This is a genomic window from Arthrobacter sp. NPDC058288, assembly GCF_042880995.1.
Taxonomy (GTDB): domain Bacteria; phylum Actinomycetota; class Actinomycetes; order Actinomycetales; family Micrococcaceae; genus Arthrobacter.
The window spans coordinates 17,767-35,365 of record NZ_JBHVYH010000009.1 but is presented as its reverse complement, the minus strand read 5'-3'; the positions used below and the strand labels follow the sequence as shown (position 1 = coordinate 35,365).

Genomic DNA, 17,599 nt, shown 5'->3' with positions numbered 1-17,599 from the left:
ATGGCTGACTTTCCCCTCGGCGGATTCCTGGCGAGCCTGCCCTGGACGGCCCTGGCCGTGGCAAGTGTCCTGGCGGTCACTTTCGCCGTGGCCGCGGCACAGCGGAGGCACTCCGTCATGGACGTGGCCTGGGGGCCCGGCTTCGTTGCTGTCGCCGCGGTTTCGTGGCTGCTCTCCGCCGGAACGGGCGACGACGGCCGTCGGCTCCTGCTGCTGCTGCTGACGGGCGTGTGGGGCCTTCGCCTCGGCGCGCACATCGGCTGGCGTGCCCGCGGCGGCCATGAGGACCCCCGCTACGAGGCAATGCTCAGCGATGCTCCGGGCTCCCGCAACGTCTACGCGCTGCGTCGCGTCTACCTGCCCCAGGGCATGGTGATGTTCTTCGTGTCCCTCACGGTCCAGGCGGGGATGTTCGCCACCGGCGCCCTGGGCTGGCTTGCCAGCCTGGGAGTGGTCCTGTGGGTGATCGGCTTCGTGTTCGAAACGGTGGGCGACTGGCAACTGGCACAGTTCAAAAAGGATCCGTCCAACAAGGGGACTGTGCTCAACACCGGGCTGTGGCGTTACACCCGCCACCCCAACTACTTCGGGGATGCTGCCGTCTGGACCGGGCTGTTCCTGATTGCCGCGGACTCCTGGCCGGGAATCCTGACGGTCCTCTCCCCCGCGCTGATGGTCTGGGCGCTCGCCGGCAAGACCGGAAAGCCGCTCACGGAGAAGGCGATGTCCGCCCGGCCGGGGTACAAGGAGTACGTCGAGTCGACGTCGGGCTTTATCCCCTGGCCGCCGCGCCGGCCGGCAGGCGGTCATTGAGGTGACCTGGCGGCCAAAGCCGAACGACCGCTTCTACCGCGTCATTGTCCGCACCGGACTGGCGCTTCGCGGGCTGTTCCGGATCCGCGTCATCATCACCGGCCGGGAACACCTGCCGCCACCAGGGCCGCTCAACGGCCCGTCCCGCCACGTGGTGCCGGGTGAGGGGGCAGTGGTTGCCATCACCCACTTCGGGTACCTGGATTTCGCGTTCGCCGAGCTGCTCCTATGGTGGAACAACCGTGCCCAGATGCGGTACCTGGTCACCCAGGGCGCGGCCGACCACTGGTTCGCAGGTCCTGCCATCAGCGCTGCAGGGCATGTCGTGGTTCCCTACGGTTCGGGCAGCGGCGCCTACGACGCCGCCGTCGCGAAACTGCGCGCCGGCGAATACATCGCCATCCTCCCTGAAGCGGGCGTCAGCCGCAGCTTTACGGTCCGCGACTGCAAGACCGGAGCCGTGCGGATGGCGGCGGAGGCCGGCGTGCCGATCATTCCCGTCTCGGTCTGGGGCTCGCACCGGCTGATGACCCGGCACCACGGGTTCTCGCCGCTTCGAGCCTGGCGGGCGCCGGTACGGATCCACGTGGGCGAGCCACTGCTCCCTGCGGACCTGCCGGACCCTGCCCACGACGCGCAGCCTGCCACCGAACAGCTGAGGAGGATCCTGCAGGCAGGCATTGACGCCGCCATCGCCGACTTCCCGCTCACACCCCGGCCCGGAGCCTGGTGGATGCCCGCGCATATGGGCGGCGGTGCCCCCACGGAAGAGGAACGCCAGCGGCTGGATCAGGCCGAGGGTCCGCGGCGCGCGGTGGGACGGAAGGCTCAACAGGCCGCAGCGCGGGGACGGCAGAAGGCCTAAGCAGGCCGGCCCGCAGCTGCGGACTAGTGCGGGCCGGCCGGCTCGGGGTACTAGGCGGGGTCCGAAACCACCAGGGTTTCGGTGCCGCGGAGGCTGGCCTTGCCGTCCTCCAGCAAAGGTTCGACGACGGCGCGCAGGGCGGTCATCGAGTCGTCCAGTTCCAGCACCACGGGGTGCTGGAACGCGATGAGTGCCAGCAGGTCGCGGACGGCAGAGCGGGATTCCTCCTCGGACAACTTCGGCTCATGGCCGACGAACACATCCGTGGGCTGGCCCGATGCGGACCCGCTGCCGTCGGCTGCTGCGTTCCCGCCGGGGGCAAGCTCGGCGTAGCTGATGGCAAATGCCTCAAGCCGCCCCTTCCTGCTGGCCGGGACGCCCTGGCCGAACGCGCTGGCCTTCGGGGCACGGAGCACGATGGCGCCGTGCGCCCCGCTAAGCTCGTCGAGGAACAGCCGCTGCACGGTGCCGATGCTCAACTCCCCCGGGCTGTCCCAGCCGTGTACGGCCGTGTAGTACCGGCCCACCACGTCGCTGAGTTCCACCGAACCGGTGGCGAGGTCCTCGATCTGCTCTGAGGCCGCAGCCTCGGACCCGTCACCGAAAACCGGCAGCTTAAGTGCCCCCGGCTCCACGACAACAAGCCGGGAGCGCTGGATGGGAACCAGGCCGGCAGCTTCGGCGAAAGCGGCTCCGGGGGTGCCCGGTTCCACTTTGCTCCGCAGCCTTGACACGCCCGACGGCGCCTGGCCGGCTTCGTGCCGGAGCATGGTCAGCAGGGTGGAGCCGACGCCCGCACGGCGGTGGTCCTTGGCAACTTCGATGTAGGCCCAGAGCCGCTCGGGATGGAGGGAGGCTTCGTGGACCACGGCCGCCGCGACCGGGATGGCCACGCCGTCCACGACGTCTTCGGCCACGATGCAGCGGCGCCAGGGCGAGTTGCCCGAGGGCGCCAGGGTGCCGCGGAACTGCCGTGCCTGCTCGGTCTCCGGGCCGCCCCAGAGTTCGAGCAGTGCAAGGTCGTCGCCGTCGCGCCATTCACGGTATTCGATTGCCATGCTCAGGCGCCGATCAGCCGCGCGGCCAGGTAGCCCTCGACCTTGTCCAGGGAAACGCGTTCCTGGCTCATGGTGTCGCGTTCGCGGATGGTCACGGCCTGGTCCTCGAGGGTGTCGAAGTCCACCGTGATGCAGAACGGGGTGCCGATTTCGTCCTGGCGGCGATAACGGCGGCCGATGGCGCCGGCGTCGTCAAAGTCGATGTTCCAGTTCTTGCGCAGCTGCGCACCCAGGGCCTTGGCCTTCGGGGAAAGGTCCTCGTTGCGGCTCAGCGGCAGGACGGCGGCCTTGACGGGGGCCAGGCGCGGGTCCAGCTTCAGCACGGTGCGGACGTCCACGCCGCCCTTGGCGTTGGGCGCTTCGTCCTCGGTGTAGGCATCGATCAGGAACGCCATGAAGGACCGGGTCAGGCCGGCGGCGGGCTCGATCACATACGGGGTGTAGCGCTCATTGGTGGCCTGGTTGAAGTAGCTCAGGTCGTGGCCCGAAGCCTTGGAGTGCGTGGAAAGGTCGAAGTCCGTGCGGTTCGCAATGCCTTCCAGTTCGCCCCACTCCGAGCCCTGGAAACCGAAACGGTATTCGATGTCCGTGGTGCCCTTGGAGTAATGGCTCAGCTTCTCCAGCGGGTGCTCGAAGAAACGCAGGTTTTCGGCTTTGAGGCCCAGGCCGGTGTACCAGTCCATGCGTTCCTTCATCCAGTACTGGTGCCACTGCTCGTCCGTGCCCGGCTCGACGAAGAATTCCATCTCCATCTGTTCGAATTCACGGGTGCGGAAGATGAAGTTTCCGGGCGTGATCTCGTTGCGGAAGGACTTGCCGATCTGGCCGATGCCGAACGGCGGCTTCTTCCGGGACGTGGTGAGCACGTTGTTGAAGTTCACGAAGATGCCCTGCGCGGTTTCCGGGCGCAGGTAGTGCATGCCCTCTTCATTGGCCACCGGGCCGAGGAACGTCTTGAGCAGGCCGGAGAATTCCTGGGGCTCTGTCCATTCGCCGCGGGTGCCGCAGTTGGCGCAGGCGATGTCCTTCAGGCCGTTTTCGGCCGGACGGCCCTTCTTTTCCTCGTACTCTTCTTCGAGGTGGTCGGCGCGGTAGCGCTTGTGGCAGGAGAGGCACTCCACCAGCGGATCGGAGAAGACCTCCACGTGGCCGGAGGCTTCCCAGACCTGGCGGGGCAGGATCACGGAGGAGTCCAGGCCCACCACGTCCTCGCGGCCGCGGACTACCGACTGCCACCACTGGCGCTTGATGTTTTCCTTCAGCTCGGCGCCGAGGGGCCCGTAGTCCCAGGCAGAACGGGAGCCACCATAGATTTCACCGGCCTGGAAAACGAAGCCCCTCCTCTTGGAGAGGGAGATGACCTGATCGAGAACGGATTTTGCTGCCATGGGGAACTCCAATTTCTACAGGGCCGCTGGGTGCGGTCCGCGCGGTTTCTAGGCCCCCGCGCCTGGCGGGTGCCGGACGGGGACGGTACGAAGGAAAGATGTGCAGGAAGCTGCGTGTCCTAGCCTACCGGCCAGGCTGCCGCTTGAGGGCGCCGCGCGGCCACGGAAGCGTGGCCAGGACAATCGCGCCGAGGGTCAGGACGGTGCCGAGGACGGTGGGCAGTGCCACCACCGTCCCGGGTGCGGGAAAGGCAAGGTCCAAGCCGAGGGACCCCAGCAGCTGGCCCGCAATCATGCCCAGACCGGTGACCAGGACGCCCAGGCTCCGGACCAGCAGTGCGCCCAGGCCGATGAATGCACAGCCCATGGGACCACCCAGGTAATACCACCACTCTGGGGGCAGGCCGTTCCCCGCACCCGCGACGGCCAGCTTGATCAGCCAAGCCAGCCATAGCACCGTGGCACCGGAGATGAAATTCACCAAGGTGGCCGCGATGGGTGTGCCGTAGTGCACTGTGGCGGTTCCGTTCATTGCCTGCTGGAAGCTCATCAGGAACCCGGCAATGACCGGCAGAATTACCGGCAGCAGCAGCTGGGCCGGCTCCGCGCCGCCGCCGGGACCCGAACCGCCCAACCGCGGGGACACCGCCCACGCAACGGCGGCGATGGTCAGGACGGTGCCCAGGACGCGGATGCCGGTAACGGACTTCTTGCCGGCGGGGCCGATGCCGAGCCGGTCCACGAGCAGCCCGCTCAGGGTCTGACCGGTGACCGTGGCGACGGTAAACAGCGCCACCCCGAGCAGTCCCACAGTGAAGGACTGGGCAAACACAAAGAACGCGCCGATGCCGCCGGCCATCACGTAGACCGGCGGAAAGCGGCGTTCCCGCAATGCGGGCAGGATCTGCGCCAACCCGCGGCGTCCCCGCGGAAGGACCAGCGAGACCACGGTCATCACGATGAGTCCCGTGGTGAAACTCACCACGGCCGCGGCGATGCCGTCGTTCAACCGGGCGCCCAGCGCCCCGTTGATCCGGCCCTGGACGGGGATGGCGAGTCCGGCGGCTACGGCCAGCGGCAGTCCTGCAATGAGAGGGAGACGGGGTGCATGGGTCACTGGATTCACCTTACGTCAGGCATCATTGCTTGTATGAGCAACCCGGAAATCGAAGAGATCCCCATCCGCGACGACATGATCCGCCTGGGCCAGCTCCTGAAGCTGGCCAGCCTCGTGGAGGACGGTGTCGAAGCCACGGAGCTGATCAAGAACGGGCTGGTCAAGGTCAACGGCGAAATCGACGACCGCCGCGGCCGCCAGCTGCATAACGGCGACACCGTGACCGTCAACGGCCGTACCGTGCGGATCCTCACACCCGCCGGTTCCTAGCGCTTCCGGCCCGCCGCGGCCGCCCGCTGCGGGGCTACTTTTTCAGCACCTCGTGGGTGAGGAATTCGGAAACGTGGCCGATCTCCTGCTGGTTGATCCCGTGCCACATCCCCGCGTAGAGGACCTTCGTGAGCTTCACGTGCTTCCGCACCCAGCCCATGGTGTATTCGATCTTGTCCTGGGTGATGACGGGGTCCTGCTGGTCGCGACCCCAGAACAGGGGGACGGAGCCGTCCAGTTCGTCGTCCCGGAAACTCGGATCCCCTCCGGCGTTCACCACAAAGCCGGAAAGTCCGACGACGGCGGCAAAGTCCGCGGGGCGCTGCCTGAGCAGCGTGGTGGCCATCGCCATTCCCATCGAGAACCCGAGCAGGGTGACGGAGGGGTGGTCGCCCTTGACGCCGTCGAGCCATTCCAGCACAAAGGCGGCAGCGTCCTTGACCGCGTCGAGTGAGTAGTCGGCGGAGTCCGTCAGCGGGAACCACGTGAAACCCGGGCCCATGGCGATGGGGGCACGGACGGACGCCACCGCGAAATCGCCCGGCAGCAGGTCGGCAAGGCTGAGCAGGTCCTGTTCGTTGGCACCGTAGCCGTGCAGCAGAACCAGCAGGGGCTTTCCCGAGCGCTCTTCGTCGGGAGTGGACCACAGGACAACAGGGGCGGTGGAAACGTCGGCTTCAGTCATGGAACCATTCTTGCAGTTACCGCCCGGTAACAACCTACGGTGGCGTAGCTTTAGCCTCACGAGGCAGGATGGAAACGTGAGCGAAACTGAAGCCATTCCGAACCCGCAGGACACCGTCGATACCCACCCCTGGGGCCGGTACGTCGCCATGGGCGATTCCTTTACCGAGGGCATCGGCGACCCGGAACCGGGAAGCCCCGGCGGACACCGCGGCTGGGCGGACCGCGTGGCCGAGGAACTGAGCCGGGGCCACAGCGATTTCGCCTACGCCAACCTCGCGGTGCGGGGACGGCTCCTGGAACAGATCGTTGACCAGCAGCTGGCGCCGTGCCTGGCCCTCAAGCCGGACCTGGTGACGCTTTCGGCCGGAGGCAACGACCTCATCCGGCCCGGCGGGGACCCTGACGCGCTGGCCGAAAAGCTGGACTCCGTGGTGCACATCCTCAGCCTGGGCGGTGCCACCGTGGTGCTGTTCAACGGCCCGGACACCGGTTCATCAGTCCTGGGCAGGGTCCGCAGCAAGATCGCCATCTACAACGAGAACCTCCGCACCGTGGCAGCGCGGCACGACGCCGTTATTGCCGACATGTGGTCGCTTCGCCAGCTCAGCGATCCGCAGATGTGGGACCAGGACCGCCTGCACTTCTCACCGCTGGGCCACCACACCATCGCGGCCATGGTGCTCGACTCGCTCAACATCCAGCACACCCTGGAGCCCCTCTCGCCCAAACCCCTGCCACAACGCAGCTGGCGCGAGGCTCGGTCCGGAGACCTGGTGTGGGCGCGTGAGTACTTTGTGCCCTGGGTTGTCCGCCGGCTTCGCCACCAGTCTTCCGGAGACGGCGTCACGGCCAAACGGCCAACGCCCGGTCCGGTCTTCGGGCCCGGGATGCCACTGGGCTCGGGCGAGGCAGCGGGACCAGAGTCCGAACAGAGGTAGCCCAGGGTGCACGCCGACGACGTCGTCAGGCTGAGGCTTAGCCGGCAGCAGCTCCGCCCTCCCCGGGCGGTTTCCGCCGAAGCGGCGGTGAAGAACCTCCTGGCCGTCCAGTCGCAGGAATTTTCCTACGCCCGCTGGTCGCTGGCGCAGCGCACTGCCGGAGCCTCCGCCGCCGACGTCGAACAAGCCGTGGCTGACGGGCGGATACTCCGGACGCACATCCTGCGGCCCACCTGGCATTTTGTGCACCGCGACGACCTCCGCTGGCTGCTCATGCTGTCCGCGCCCCGGCTGCACCAGGGAAACGCGGGTATGTACCGCCAGGCCGGCATCGACGCCGAAGCCGCGTCCCGGAGCGCCCGGGTCCTTGCCGCTGCCGTGGCCGGGGGCGCCCACAAAACCCGGGAGCAGCTGGCGGCTGCACTGCAGCGGAACGGCTTTGCCGCCAAGGGCCTGGAACTCGCCTACCTGATCATGCATGCGGAGATCAGCGGGGTCCTGGCCAGCGGAACGCCCGTGCGCAGCACCGGCGGCGCGCTCAAACAGACCTATGCACTCTTCGATGAACGGGTTCCGGTGGCGTCCGGCGGCCCCGCCGACCGTCCTGCGGCACTGGCGGAGCTGGTCAGGCGCTATTTCCTCAGCCGCGGACCGGCCACGGTGAAGGATTGTGCAGACTGGTCCGGACTGACAGTCACGGACGTCCGGCAAGGGCTGGGACTGACGCTGGAAGCCGATCCCGGTGTGCTCGGGACCGCAACGCTGGACGATATCGAGTTCCATTTCAGTTCCGCGGAGCCCGGATACGGTGGGCTGGCAGACTCCGCACCCGGACAGGATGCGGAGAGCGGACGACAACCCCGGATTGACCTGATCCAGTGCTATGACGAATACGTCATGGGCTATTCACGGTCGCGGTATTTCCTGGGCGGCACCGCCCCGGCGCGTCCGGAGCGGGACACTCCGATGCATGTCGTATTGAAGAACGGCCAAATGATCGGTTCCTGGCGCCATGAGCTGGCAGGCGGCCGCTGTGAGCTGGACATCCGAACCGGGCCGGAACCCGACGCCGCCGCTGAGCGGGACACCAGCCGGGCGATCGATGAAGCCGTTGCCGCATACGGCGCCTTTCTGGGGATCCCAACGGCGCCGTTCGGAAGTGAGCGGTATGAAGCCGCCTGGCTGCCGCGGTCCAACGCCGGTCGTGAGCCGGGGGTTAAACTGAAGGGACACTTCTGAGAGGCCCTCCACCGTGAGCAACGTGTTCTTCTGGATCATCATCCTGTCGTTCCTGATTCCCTTCGCCATGCGCATGTACCGGAAGTCGGTCCGGGGCAGGAACCAAAACCAGGATTTCAACGGACAGTACCCGGGCCAGTTTCCCGGGCAGTTCCCTGGCCAGCCGCCGGGGCGGCCCAACAACCAGCCGCGTGACGGCTACACCCAGCAGGACTACTTCGGTGGCGGCTTCCGGCAGCTCGGCGGCGGGCAGCAGCCCCCGCTCGACCAGCCCTACCAGAACCCGGGCTACCCGGCTCCCGGTTACCAGAACCCCGGCTATCCTGCCCCCGGCGGCGCCGGACAGGTGCCGTACGAGGACAGCCCCGAGTATCCGGGCAACCAGTCACGCCAGCAGCCGCAGCAGCCGTCCGCACCGGTGACTCCCCCGCCGCCGTCGGCCCCTCAGGGTTTCCGCGCGCGGAAACTGGCGGAGCTTGACCAGCAGTATAGCAACGGCGAAATCGCCATGGAGGAATACATGGCCCGGCGTGACGAGATCATGAAGGGTTAGACGCCCGCATTTCCCGCTCTTCCTCGGGCCGCCGGTTTTGCTCATGCCCCCGGTTTTCCTCGCCTGTCTGGTGTCCTTTAGGCGGCCAGCGAGCCATGGGGACGGACCCGTTTGAGGATCTTGACGCGGTGAAGTAGCTCGCGTCTGTGGCGACGGTCCATGGGCAGCGATGTCTCAGGCAGTGGCTGTCCTGCACCCGGCAGTGGAGGCGCGGTGGATTGGTAGATATGCCCTGTCGGAGTCCTCATTTGCAGGGTGTGCCGGGGTCCGGGGCGTGAATCGGCATGCCAGCCGGGTGATTCCTTGGTTTGGTTGCAGGATTCACAAAGCCCGCAGCTGTTACTGAAGCTCGTGGGCCCCGTGCTGCCACGCGACGATGTGGTCGTCGTGGCGGATCGGCGCATCACAGTACGGCGTGCGGCACGTGCCATCGCGTGCCTGGATGAAACGGCGGAGCCCGGGTGGAAAGAGCCTGGCCCTCGAGTCCATCGCCACGAGATCCCCGCTGCCCGGGGCGGTGTAGAGGCGCCGGAGCCAAACGTTCGGGGGCTGGCCTTGGCCCTGGACAGCGATCTCCAGGGCCCACCCGGCAGGGACCACGCCGTAGCCGGGCAGCCTCGCCGGTTCGCTGTCGCCCTGGAAGAGGGTGTGGTCGGTCACGATGAGCTGGATCTCAATCCCCGCGATCCCGCCCGGCGTGCCCGCGATCCGCTCGACGAGGTCATCTGCCATGATCTGTCCGCGGGAGCGGCCGTCTCCGGCCGAGCGCAGCGCGTCGGCGTGCCGTGCAGGGGCGCCACTCATTGAGTTAACCGGTGTGCCGGGCTGCCAGGGTGCGGGGCATCTCCGTCACCAGGGCTTTGGCCAGTCCCAGCAGCCGGCCGCCGCAGGCCGGTGATTCACGGCGGGCCAAGGCGATCTGAGCAGCGACACCTTTGCCCGGCTCATCCGCCGCAAGCCCGGCCTCAGCCTGGGCGCAGCGCTGCTGGACATCGAACGCCACCGACGAGCGGGCCTGCATCGCGGCCGCGGCCGACTTCAGATCCTCCAGGTCCCGCACCTGGTCTATCAGGGCGGCACCGTCGCCGCAGGGACGGATTGAGGTCAGTAAACCTATGAGGTCCCTGACTGTGATCTCGCGCCCTGTCCCGTCCGGAGCGTGTCCCGGCCCGCCGTTGCCTTCCATAACTGAAGTCTGGCAGCGACCACTGACAAAATAGCGCCTCCAGGCACACTCCCGGACGGAACCTGTCCCGCACAGCTACCGCCTTCAATCCACCTGCGGGAAACCGAGGTCGATCACCGAGGTGGACGGGTCCGGCCAGCGGGTGGTCACCACTTTGCCGCGGGTGTAGAAGCGGATGCTGTCCGGGCCGTACATGTGGGTGTCGCCGAACAGCGAGTTCTTCCAGCCGCCGAACGAGAACGTCCCCACGGGAACCGGGATGGGCACGTTTACGCCCACCATTCCGGCCTCGACGTCGAACTCGAACTGGCGCGCCGCGCCGCCGTCGCGCGTGAAGATTGCCACGCCGTTGCCGAACTCGTTGTCGTTCACCAGCTTCACGGCGTCGCTGTAGCTGTCCGCCCGGACCACGGATAATACCGGGCCGAAGATCTCGTCGTCGTACACTTTCATGCCCGGCTTCACGTGGTCCACCAGGCTGACCCCGATAAAGAAGCCGTCCGAGTCGAAGGCCTGCTCGCGCCCGTCCACCACCACAGTGGCGCCCTCTTCCTCGGCCCCGGCCACGTAGGACGCCACCCTGTCCCGGTGTTCCTTGGTGATGAGGGGACCCATCTGCGAGGCCGGATCCGTGCCGGGACCGATCTTGAGGTCCGCCATACGGGTGGAAATGGCCTTGACCAGGTCGTCGGCAATATTGCCCACGGCCACCAGCACGGACACCGCCATGCACCGTTCCCCGGCGGAGCCGTAGGCGGCCGACACGGCGGCGTCGGCGGCCATGTCCAGGTCTGCGTCCGGCAGGACCACCATGTGGTTCTTGGCACCGCCCAGCGCCTGGACGCGCTTGCCGTGGTCCGCTGCCCGCTTGTAGATGGACTGCGCGATCGGGGTGGACCCCACGAAGCTGACAGCCTTCACGCCGGGGTGCTCCAGCAGGACGTCCACCGCTTCCTTGTCGCCGTGGACGACGTTTAGGACGCCCGGCGGCAGGCCCGCTTCCGCGAAGACTTCCGCGATGAAAACGGCCGACGACGGGTCCTTCTCGCTGGGCTTTAGGAGGACGGTGTTGCCGCAGGCCAGCGCACTGCCAATCATCCACAGCGGGACCATGGCGGGGAAGTTGAACGGCGTGATGCAGGCGACCACGCCCACGGGCTGGCGTACGGAGTGGACGTCCACACCGCTGGACACCTGCTCCGAACGTTCGCCCTTGAGCATGTGGGAGAGGCCTGTGGCGAACTCGATGTTTTCCAGTCCGCGGGAGATCTCGCCCTCCGCATCGGAAAGCACCTTGCCGTGCTCGCTGGTGAGGATGGCCGCCAGCTCGGACTTCCGTTGTGTCAGCAGTTCCCGTACGCGGAAAAAGATGTTGGTGCGCTTGGCCAGGCTGGTGGCCCGCCATCCGGGCAGGGCGGCCTGGGCGGCCGCGATGGCTTCCTCCACCCGGGATGCTGAGGCCAGTGCAACCTCTTTGTCCTGCGCGCCGGTGGCGGGGTTGAAGACGGGGCCGAAACGGTCGGCGTCGCTGATCAGGGCGCCGTTGATGAAGTGCGGAATGCGTTCCATGGGAAAGTCCTATTCGTGAAGCAGGCTGCGGTTAGTTGGAGGTCTCGAGCGAGCCGTCGACGAGTTTGATGATCATGGAGCAGTCCTTGCCGGACTGCCCGGAGTCGATGAGCCGCTGGAAGAGCGTCTGCACGTGCTCGCCGATTTCCAGCGGGGTGCCGGTGTCGCGGGCGGCGCTGATGGCCAAACCGATGTCCTTGTTGGCGAGTTCGGTGGTGAACGTCGGGGCGAAGTCGTTGTTGGAGGCAGCGGTGGGCACAACGCCGGCCACCGGGTACCAGGTCCGCAGCGCCCAACTGTCACCCGAGGACACCGAGGCGATATCCCAGAAGACCTGCTTGTCCAGCCCGAGGCGGTCGGCGAGGACGGCTCCTTCGGCGGTGGAGGCGAGGTTGATGAAGAGCATCAGGTTGTTGCAGATCTTCGCTGCCTGCCCCGTGGTGGCACCGCCGGTGGGAATGATGTTGGAGGCCATGGGATGGATGTATTCCGTGGCCTCGGCCACCGCGCCCGCCTCGCCGCCGATCATGAAGGTAAGGGTCCCCGCTTTCGCTCCGCTCATGCCGCCCGAGACCGGGGCATCCACGAAACGGAAGCCGGCGGCAGCGGCGGCGTCGTGCAGTGCCTGGGCGGAGGCGATGTCGATGGTGGAGGAATCCACCAGCAGCGTGCGGGTATCGGCATGGGCCAGGACGCCGTCCTCCCCCAGGTACACGGCCCGGGCATGTTCGCCCTTCGGCAGCATGGTGAATACGACGTCGGCGCCGTCCACCGCCGCTGCGATGCTGGCCACGGGCTTCACGCCGCCGGCTTCCGCAGCGGCCACCGCTTCGGGACTGAGGTCGAATCCGCGGACGTCATGGCCGGCCTTCGCCAGGTTTGCTGACATGGACCCACCCATGTTTCCGAGACCGATCCAAGCGACTACTGCCATGGGAAAAGCTCCTTTGCTTTGTGTACCAGCTGGTATTGCTGGAAGTTCCGTGTCCACCATCACACCCTGTTAGAGTGCAATCAAGGGAAAAAATTACAGAGTGCATGTGCATTGATGCACATGCCTTGGCAAAGCCGCACTGCGGACCAGGAAGATGGACGTGAAAAAGTGGATGTGAACCGGCTGCCCAGTCCGGATGACCTGTTGATCCTGTTGACCGTGGCCAGGCTGGGCCGGTTCAATGCCGTGGCAGAGACGCTGGGCACCACGCACACCACCATTTCCCGCCGGATCCTGGCATTGGACAAGCAACTGGGCGGGCGGACGCTGGAACGCAGCCCGCACGGCTGGGAACTGACCGAGCTGGGCAGCCGGGCCGTTGCCGCCGCCGAGGCGATCGAGGCGACACTCGGGTCCCTGGCCGGCGCCATCGGCGACGGTGAACACTCGTTGTCCGGCATGGTCCGGATCAGCACGTCCGACGGATTCGGGGCGGAATTCGTAGCCCCGGCGCTGGTGCGCCTGCAGAAGGAGAACCCGCTGCTGGACATTGAAATGCTCAGCGCCACACGCAAGGTCAGCCAGAACCGTTCCGGCGTGGACCTGGAGGTGGTGGTGGGCCGGATGGAGGTCACGAACGTGCAGCCTATCTTCCTCACGAACTACTTCCTGCGGCTCTACGCCAGCCCGGGCTACGTCAGGTCCCGCGGGCTGCCCGCAGCCCTGGACGACGTCCGAGAGCATGGTTTTGTCTCCTACGTCGAGTCGGCATTGCAGGTGGCGGAACTGGGCCACCGGTCCTCGCAGCTGCCCGCGCCACAATCCAGCTTCCAGGCCACCAGCGTCTTCGCCCAGGTGGAGGCGGTCAGGCACGGCGCGGGCATCGGCCTGCTGCCGAACTTCATGGTGGCGAACAAGCCTGACTTCGTTCCCGTGCTGCCTGAGCTGTTCCAGCGACAGCTCCCCATCTGGGCGGTGGCGCGTCCCGAGTCGCTGCGTTCGGCGTCCGTCCGGGCCGTGGTGGAGGCCCTCAAGGCGGAAGTGTCAGGCCGCCGGGACATCCTGGCGGCCTGACACTGCGCCGCGCTGACGCTGCGTGGCGGCCGGCACTACGCCTGGAACAGTCGGCGGACCACTTGCCCTGCAGCCAGGGCGTCAAGGCCTTCGTTGATTTCCGCGAGCGGCCTCGTGTCCGTGTGCAGCAGTTCCACCGGGAGCCGCCCGGCCCGCCAGTGGTCAAGATACAGCGGAATGTCCCGCTCCGGGACGGCATCTCCCATGTAGGAGCCGAGCAGCCGCTTCCCCGCTCCCGCAAACTGCAGGGCTCCGACGGTCAGTTCCGCCGAGGGTTTTGGCAGCCCGACGGAGACCACGGCGCCGCCGCGCGTTACGCGGTCCAGGCACGAGGCGATCACGCCGGCAGAGCCCACGGCCTCGACGGCGACGTCCACGCCGTCGCCGGTGGCCTCGGCAACCAGCCGGGCGGCGTCGTCGGGAGTTCCCACTGCCGTGGCACCGCAGTTCCGGGCGAGCTGGTGCTTGCCTTCGTTGGGGTCGATGGCAATGACGGCTGCGGCGCCGGCCAGGGACGCCGCCATCACGGCGGAAAGCCCGACGGCGCCGAGCCCGAAGACTGCCACCGACTGCCCGGCGGTGACCGCCGCCGTGTTCAGCACAGCGCCCATTCCGGTGAGTACGGCGCAACCGAACATGGCCGCGACGGTGTCCGGGACGTCGTCGTCGATCACCACCACTGATTCCCGCGCCACCACGGCGTAGTCCGCGAAAGCCGACACCCCGAGGTGGTGGTTGATCCGCTCCCCTGACGGCGTGCGCAGCAGCGCCTCCCCGTGCAGCAGGTCCCCCGAACCGTTGACTTCGGCGGCACGGTGGCACAGGGCCGGGCGCCCGGACCGGCACGCCCGGCATTCGCCGCAGCTGGGGACGAAGACGAGCACAACGTGCTCGCCCACAGCCACGTCATGGACGCCCTCACCGACTGACACCACCCGGCCCACGGCCTCATGCCCCAGCGCCATGGGCAGCGGCCGGACCCGGGAGCCGTCCACCACCGACAGATCCGAGTGGCACAGGCTGGAGTAGGTGATCGCCACCCCCAGCTCGCCGGCGCGGGGTTCGGGCCGGTCAAGTTCCTGCACCACTAGCGGGCGTGCTTCGGTATAGCTGATTCCGGCGGGGACGGTGGAGTACAGAACTGCGGCGCGCATGTGAACCGGCTGCCCCTACTTCTTGCTGGCGGCAAGGAGGTCCGCCGTGCCCTGGGCGTCCGCGGCGTCGACATCATGCAGCGAGATCCCGCGGGTTTCCTTGAGGAAGTACACGGCCACCATCGTCACCAGGCAGGCGCCGAGGAGGTAGACGGCCACCGGGGTGGAGGACTTGAACTGGCTCAGCAGGGCGGTGGCAATGATCGGGGCCATCGAACCCGCCACGATCGAGGTGACCTGGTAGCCAAGCGAGACGCCGGAGTAGCGCATCCGGGTCGGGAACATCTCGGCCATAATTGCAGGCTGGCCGGCGTACATCAGCGCGTGGAACAGCAGGCCGATGGTGATGGCTGCGAGGATGACCAGATCGTTCTTGGTGTCCATCATCGGGAAGGCGAAGAAGCCCCAGGTACCGCCGAGGATCGCCCCCGCCATATACACGGGCTTGCGGCCGAAGGCGTCGGAAAGCTTGCCGACCATTGGCACCACTGAGAAGTGGACCACGTGCGCCACGAGCAGCAGCAGCAGGATCCGGGAGGTGTCCGTCTGGACCACCACCTTCAGGTAGGTGATGGAGAACGTGACCACCAGGTAGTAGAGGATGTTCTCAGCGAAGCGCAGGCCCATGGCGGTGAAGACGCCGCGCGGATAGCGGCGGAACACTTCTCCGACGCCGTAGCCCTTCTTCTCGACGGTGACTTCCTTCTGGGCTTCCAGGAAGATGGGGGCGTCGGTGACTTTGGTCCTGATGTAGTAGCCAACCAGCACGATCACAGCGGAGAGCCAGAACGCCACCCGCCAGCCCCAGCCGAGGAAGTCGGCGGAAGACAGCGTGGACGACAGTGTGAACAGCACTGCCGTGGCCAGGAGGTTGCCGAGGGGAACGGCGGACTGCGGCCAGCTGGCCCAGAAGCCGCGTGATTTGCTGGGGCTGTGCTCCGCTACGAGGAGCACAGCGCCGCCCCACTCACCGCCGACGGCAAAGCCCTGGGCGAACCGCAGGAACACCAGCAGGGCCGGAGCCCAGTAGCCGATCTGCTGGAAGGTGGGCAGGCAGCCCATCAGGAACGTGGAGACGCCCACCAGGATGATGCTGAGCTGGAGCAGTTGCTTCCGGCCGAACTTGTCACCGAAATGACCGAAGACGATACCGCCGATGGGGCGGGCAACGAAGCCAACCGCATAGGTGAGGAAGGCGGCAATGATGCCGTCCAGTTCGGTGCCTGAGTTAGGGAAAAATGTCTTGCCAAAAACCAGGGTGGCCGCTGAAGCGTAGAGGAAGAACTCATACCACTCAACAACGGTCCCGGCCATGGAGGCCGTAACCACTTTCTTTAGCCCTGAGGCTTTGACGTCAGTCTCATCTGCGCGCCTTGCGGCGGAGTTTTGCGTGCTCATTGTGAACTCCTTCGGCGTCTCCGTCGACACCATGTGGACCATTCCGTTACGGCCGCGTGTGATGTGCACCACCAACGCGCCGATCCCCTAGAGTATGGACTCACATTGCCGCAGGCTCAACGCCATTTTCTGCAGAACAGCTCTGCAGAAATGCACATCGAGCCGACGGGCTAAGCGAAAAAGTTCTGCCGCAGCTGAGCGCTAAGCTGCCCGATTTCGGTCAGGAAACCGTCGTGGCCGATGGGCGCCTCGATGACATGCACCGGGACATCGCCCGGGAGTGCAGCCGCGAGTTCGTGGGACTGCGCCGGAAAATAGAGCCGGTCCGTATTGACGGCGGCAATAAAGAACTCAGCCGTGGCCCGTGCCAGTGCCTCCTTGAGCGGACCGCGTCCCCGGCCCACGTCGTGACTCATGAGCGCTTCCGTGATGGCGATGTAGCTGTTGGCATCGAAGCGGCGGACCAGCTTGGTGCCCTGGTGGTCCAGGTAGCTCTCCACCTGGTAACGGCCGCGGTCCCCCAGCGACACTGCCTGGAGCGGGGCTTCGCCGCCCTGGGCGCTCCGGCCGAACCGGGCCTCCAGCTCGTCTGCAGAACGGTAGGTGATGTGCGCAATCCTGCGTGCCAGGGCCAGGCCGGCCTCAGGTTCCGGGCCGCCGTAGTAATCACCGTCGTTGAAATTCACGTCCTGGCGGATGGCGAGGGTCTGCGCCTGGGCAAAAGCGATCTGCTCGGCCGTGCTGCTGGCGCCGATGGAAATGACGGCGCATCGCCGAACCCGGTCCGGGTAGCTCACGGCCCATTCCAAGGCGCGGGCTCCGCCCAGGGATCCGCCCAGGACGGCGTACCAGCTGTCGATGCCCAGGGCATCCGCCAGCCGGGCCTCGGCCGCCGTGGTGTCCCGCAGGGTCACCAGTGGGAAGCGCGAACCCCACGGCCTGCCGTCCGGGGCGGGAGTGGAAGGACCGGTGGAGCCGTAGCAACCGCCCAGGATGTTGATGGACACGACGAAGTACTTGTCCGTATCAACCGGGGCGCCGGGGCCGGCAAGCTGCTCCCACCAGCCTTCTTCGTCGCTGGCTCCCCTGGTAACGTGCGTGCTGCCCGTCAGGGCATGCTGCACCAGAACGGCGTTGGAACGGTCCGCGTTCAGCGTGCCCCAGGTCTCGTAGGCGAGCGTGACGTCCGGCAGATGCCCGCCGGCTTCAAGATCGAGCCCGCCGATGCCCTGGAACTTGACGGTTCCGTCGGGGACAGCGCCTGCGGTTTTGTCTGCGGTGGTTTTCACGTCACTGGATGACAGGCTGGGGCTGGTTGTTTCGGGTACACCGCTGCGGGTGACGGCAATCGTCATC

The 17,599-nt window shown here is 66.8% G+C and carries 16 protein-coding genes and 1 pseudogene; 7 read left to right on the top strand and 10 right to left on the bottom strand.

Translation table 11 applies throughout. From position 1 onward, the window contains the following. Both ACFVWT_RS19655 and ACFVWT_RS19650 read left to right on the top strand, forming a co-directional pair. Complete coding sequence (locus ACFVWT_RS19655; RefSeq protein ID WP_390250811.1) at window positions 1-813, top strand: DUF1295 domain-containing protein; 813 nt, start codon at window positions 1-3, stop codon at window positions 811-813. A 1-nt stretch (window position 814) separates the two neighbouring features. Beyond that, entirely contained in the window at window positions 815-1,678 is an 864-nt protein-coding gene (locus ACFVWT_RS19650) for a lysophospholipid acyltransferase family protein (RefSeq protein WP_390250809.1), read from the top strand. Window positions 1,679-1,728: 50 nt separating this feature from the next. Here ACFVWT_RS19650 and ACFVWT_RS19645 read toward each other — a convergent pair whose 3' ends face one another. From ACFVWT_RS19645 to ACFVWT_RS19635, 3 genes are all read right to left on the bottom strand, one after another. Then, entirely contained in the window at window positions 1,729-2,736 is a 1,008-nt protein-coding gene (locus ACFVWT_RS19645) for a GNAT family N-acetyltransferase (protein WP_390250807.1), read from the bottom strand. A 2-nt stretch (window positions 2,737-2,738) separates the two neighbouring features. After that, window positions 2,739-4,124, bottom strand: coding sequence for a glycine--tRNA ligase (locus ACFVWT_RS19640; protein WP_043479986.1), 1,386 nt, complete (start codon window positions 4,122-4,124; stop codon window positions 2,739-2,741). 124 nt (window positions 4,125-4,248) lie between these two features. Next, entirely contained in the window at window positions 4,249-5,241 is a 993-nt protein-coding gene (locus ACFVWT_RS19635; protein WP_390250805.1) for a DMT family transporter, read from the bottom strand. A 33-nt stretch (window positions 5,242-5,274) separates the two neighbouring features. Between ACFVWT_RS19635 and ACFVWT_RS19630 the strand changes: the two genes are divergently transcribed. After that, window positions 5,275-5,511 (top strand): RNA-binding S4 domain-containing protein, encoded by a 237-nt coding sequence (locus ACFVWT_RS19630; RefSeq protein ID WP_390250803.1) that lies wholly within the window; start codon window positions 5,275-5,277, stop codon window positions 5,509-5,511. A gap of 34 nt (window positions 5,512-5,545) precedes the next feature. Here the strand turns inward: ACFVWT_RS19630 and ACFVWT_RS19625 are convergent, their stop codons facing one another. Next, window positions 5,546-6,196: an alpha/beta hydrolase gene (locus ACFVWT_RS19625; RefSeq protein ID WP_390250800.1), complete on the bottom strand. Its 651-nt coding sequence runs from the start codon at window positions 6,194-6,196 to the stop codon at window positions 5,546-5,548. A 148-nt stretch (window positions 6,197-6,344) separates the two neighbouring features. On the opposite strand from ACFVWT_RS19625, the gene ACFVWT_RS19620 reads away from it, so the two are divergent. From ACFVWT_RS19620 to ACFVWT_RS19610, 3 genes are read left to right on the top strand one after another with little or no spacing between them, the layout of a single operon-like run. Then, window positions 6,345-7,136: an SGNH/GDSL hydrolase family protein gene (locus ACFVWT_RS19620; protein WP_390251098.1), complete on the top strand. Its 792-nt coding sequence runs from the start codon at window positions 6,345-6,347 to the stop codon at window positions 7,134-7,136. Window positions 7,137-7,142: 6 nt separating this feature from the next. Beyond that, window positions 7,143-8,375 carry a winged helix DNA-binding domain-containing protein gene (locus ACFVWT_RS19615; protein WP_390250798.1) on the top strand — a complete coding sequence of 411 codons (1,233 nt, stop codon included), beginning with the start codon at window positions 7,143-7,145 and terminating at the stop codon, window positions 8,373-8,375. Window positions 8,376-8,388: 13 nt separating this feature from the next. Beyond that, complete coding sequence (locus tag ACFVWT_RS19610) at window positions 8,389-8,928, top strand: hypothetical protein (RefSeq protein WP_390250795.1); 540 nt, start codon at window positions 8,389-8,391, stop codon at window positions 8,926-8,928. Between the two features lie 77 nt (window positions 8,929-9,005). Here ACFVWT_RS19610 and ACFVWT_RS19605 read toward each other — a convergent pair. From ACFVWT_RS19605 to mmsB, 3 genes and pseudogenes are all read right to left on the bottom strand, one after another. Beyond that, a pseudogene (locus tag ACFVWT_RS19605) lies at window positions 9,006-10,114 on the bottom strand (HNH endonuclease). Between the two features lie 84 nt (window positions 10,115-10,198). Beyond that, entirely contained in the window at window positions 10,199-11,683 is a 1,485-nt protein-coding gene (locus ACFVWT_RS19600; protein ID WP_390250793.1) for a CoA-acylating methylmalonate-semialdehyde dehydrogenase, read from the bottom strand. Between the two features lie 31 nt (window positions 11,684-11,714). Further along, window positions 11,715-12,617: a 3-hydroxyisobutyrate dehydrogenase gene (gene mmsB / locus ACFVWT_RS19595; RefSeq protein WP_390250791.1), complete on the bottom strand. Its 903-nt coding sequence runs from the start codon at window positions 12,615-12,617 to the stop codon at window positions 11,715-11,717. A gap of 120 nt (window positions 12,618-12,737) precedes the next feature. Here mmsB and ACFVWT_RS19590 point away from each other — a divergent pair, with 120 nt between their 5' ends. Continuing rightward, window positions 12,738-13,691: a LysR family transcriptional regulator gene (locus ACFVWT_RS19590; RefSeq protein WP_390250788.1), complete on the top strand. Its 954-nt coding sequence runs from the start codon at window positions 12,738-12,740 to the stop codon at window positions 13,689-13,691. Window positions 13,692-13,726: 35 nt separating this feature from the next. Here the strand turns inward: ACFVWT_RS19590 and ACFVWT_RS19585 are convergent, their stop codons facing one another. The 3 genes from ACFVWT_RS19585 to ACFVWT_RS19575 all read right to left on the bottom strand — a co-directional run bounded on the left by ACFVWT_RS19585 (window position 13,727) and on the right by ACFVWT_RS19575 (window position 17,598). Continuing rightward, on the bottom strand, window positions 13,727-14,845 hold the full coding sequence (locus ACFVWT_RS19585; protein ID WP_390250785.1) for a zinc-dependent alcohol dehydrogenase family protein: 1,119 nt from the start codon (window positions 14,843-14,845) through the stop codon (window positions 13,727-13,729). Window positions 14,846-14,860: 15 nt separating this feature from the next. Next, the gene (locus tag ACFVWT_RS19580; RefSeq protein ID WP_390250783.1) at window positions 14,861-16,243 is read right to left on the bottom strand and encodes an MFS transporter; all 1,383 of its coding nucleotides are present in this window, start codon (window positions 16,241-16,243) and stop codon (window positions 14,861-14,863) included. Between the two features lie 170 nt (window positions 16,244-16,413). Beyond that, window positions 16,414-17,598: a homoserine O-acetyltransferase gene (locus ACFVWT_RS19575; protein ID WP_390250780.1), complete on the bottom strand. Its 1,185-nt coding sequence runs from the start codon at window positions 17,596-17,598 to the stop codon at window positions 16,414-16,416. Window position 17,599: the final 1 nt, after the last annotated feature.

Excerpts from the sequence above, each read along its gene's own strand:
- ACFVWT_RS19655 (WP_390250811.1), top strand. The coding sequence starts at position 1 with ATGGCTGACTTTCCCCTCGGCGGATTCCTGGCGAGCCTGCCCTGGACG.
- ACFVWT_RS19645 (WP_390250807.1), bottom strand. The coding sequence starts at position 2,736 with ATGGCAATCGAATACCGTGAATGGCGCGACGGCGACGACCTTGCACTG.
- ACFVWT_RS19640 (WP_043479986.1), bottom strand. The coding sequence starts at position 4,124 with ATGGCAGCAAAATCCGTTCTCGATCAGGTCATCTCCCTCTCCAAGAGG.
- ACFVWT_RS19630 (WP_390250803.1), top strand. The coding sequence starts at position 5,275 with ATGAGCAACCCGGAAATCGAAGAGATCCCCATCCGCGACGACATGATC.
- ACFVWT_RS19625 (WP_390250800.1), bottom strand. The coding sequence starts at position 6,196 with ATGACTGAAGCCGACGTTTCCACCGCCCCTGTTGTCCTGTGGTCCACT.
- ACFVWT_RS19620 (WP_390251098.1), top strand. The coding sequence starts at position 6,345 with ATGGGCGATTCCTTTACCGAGGGCATCGGCGACCCGGAACCGGGAAGC.
- ACFVWT_RS19600 (WP_390250793.1), bottom strand. The coding sequence starts at position 11,683 with ATGGAACGCATTCCGCACTTCATCAACGGCGCCCTGATCAGCGACGCC.
- mmsB (WP_390250791.1), bottom strand. The coding sequence starts at position 12,617 with ATGGCAGTAGTCGCTTGGATCGGTCTCGGAAACATGGGTGGGTCCATG.
- ACFVWT_RS19590 (WP_390250788.1), top strand. The coding sequence starts at position 12,738 with ATGCCTTGGCAAAGCCGCACTGCGGACCAGGAAGATGGACGTGAAAAA.
- ACFVWT_RS19585 (WP_390250785.1), bottom strand. The coding sequence starts at position 14,845 with ATGCGCGCCGCAGTTCTGTACTCCACCGTCCCCGCCGGAATCAGCTAT.
- ACFVWT_RS19580 (WP_390250783.1), bottom strand. The coding sequence starts at position 16,243 with ATGAGCACGCAAAACTCCGCCGCAAGGCGCGCAGATGAGACTGACGTC.
- ACFVWT_RS19575 (WP_390250780.1), bottom strand. The coding sequence starts at position 17,598 with ATGACGATTGCCGTCACCCGCAGCGGTGTACCCGAAACAACCAGCCCC.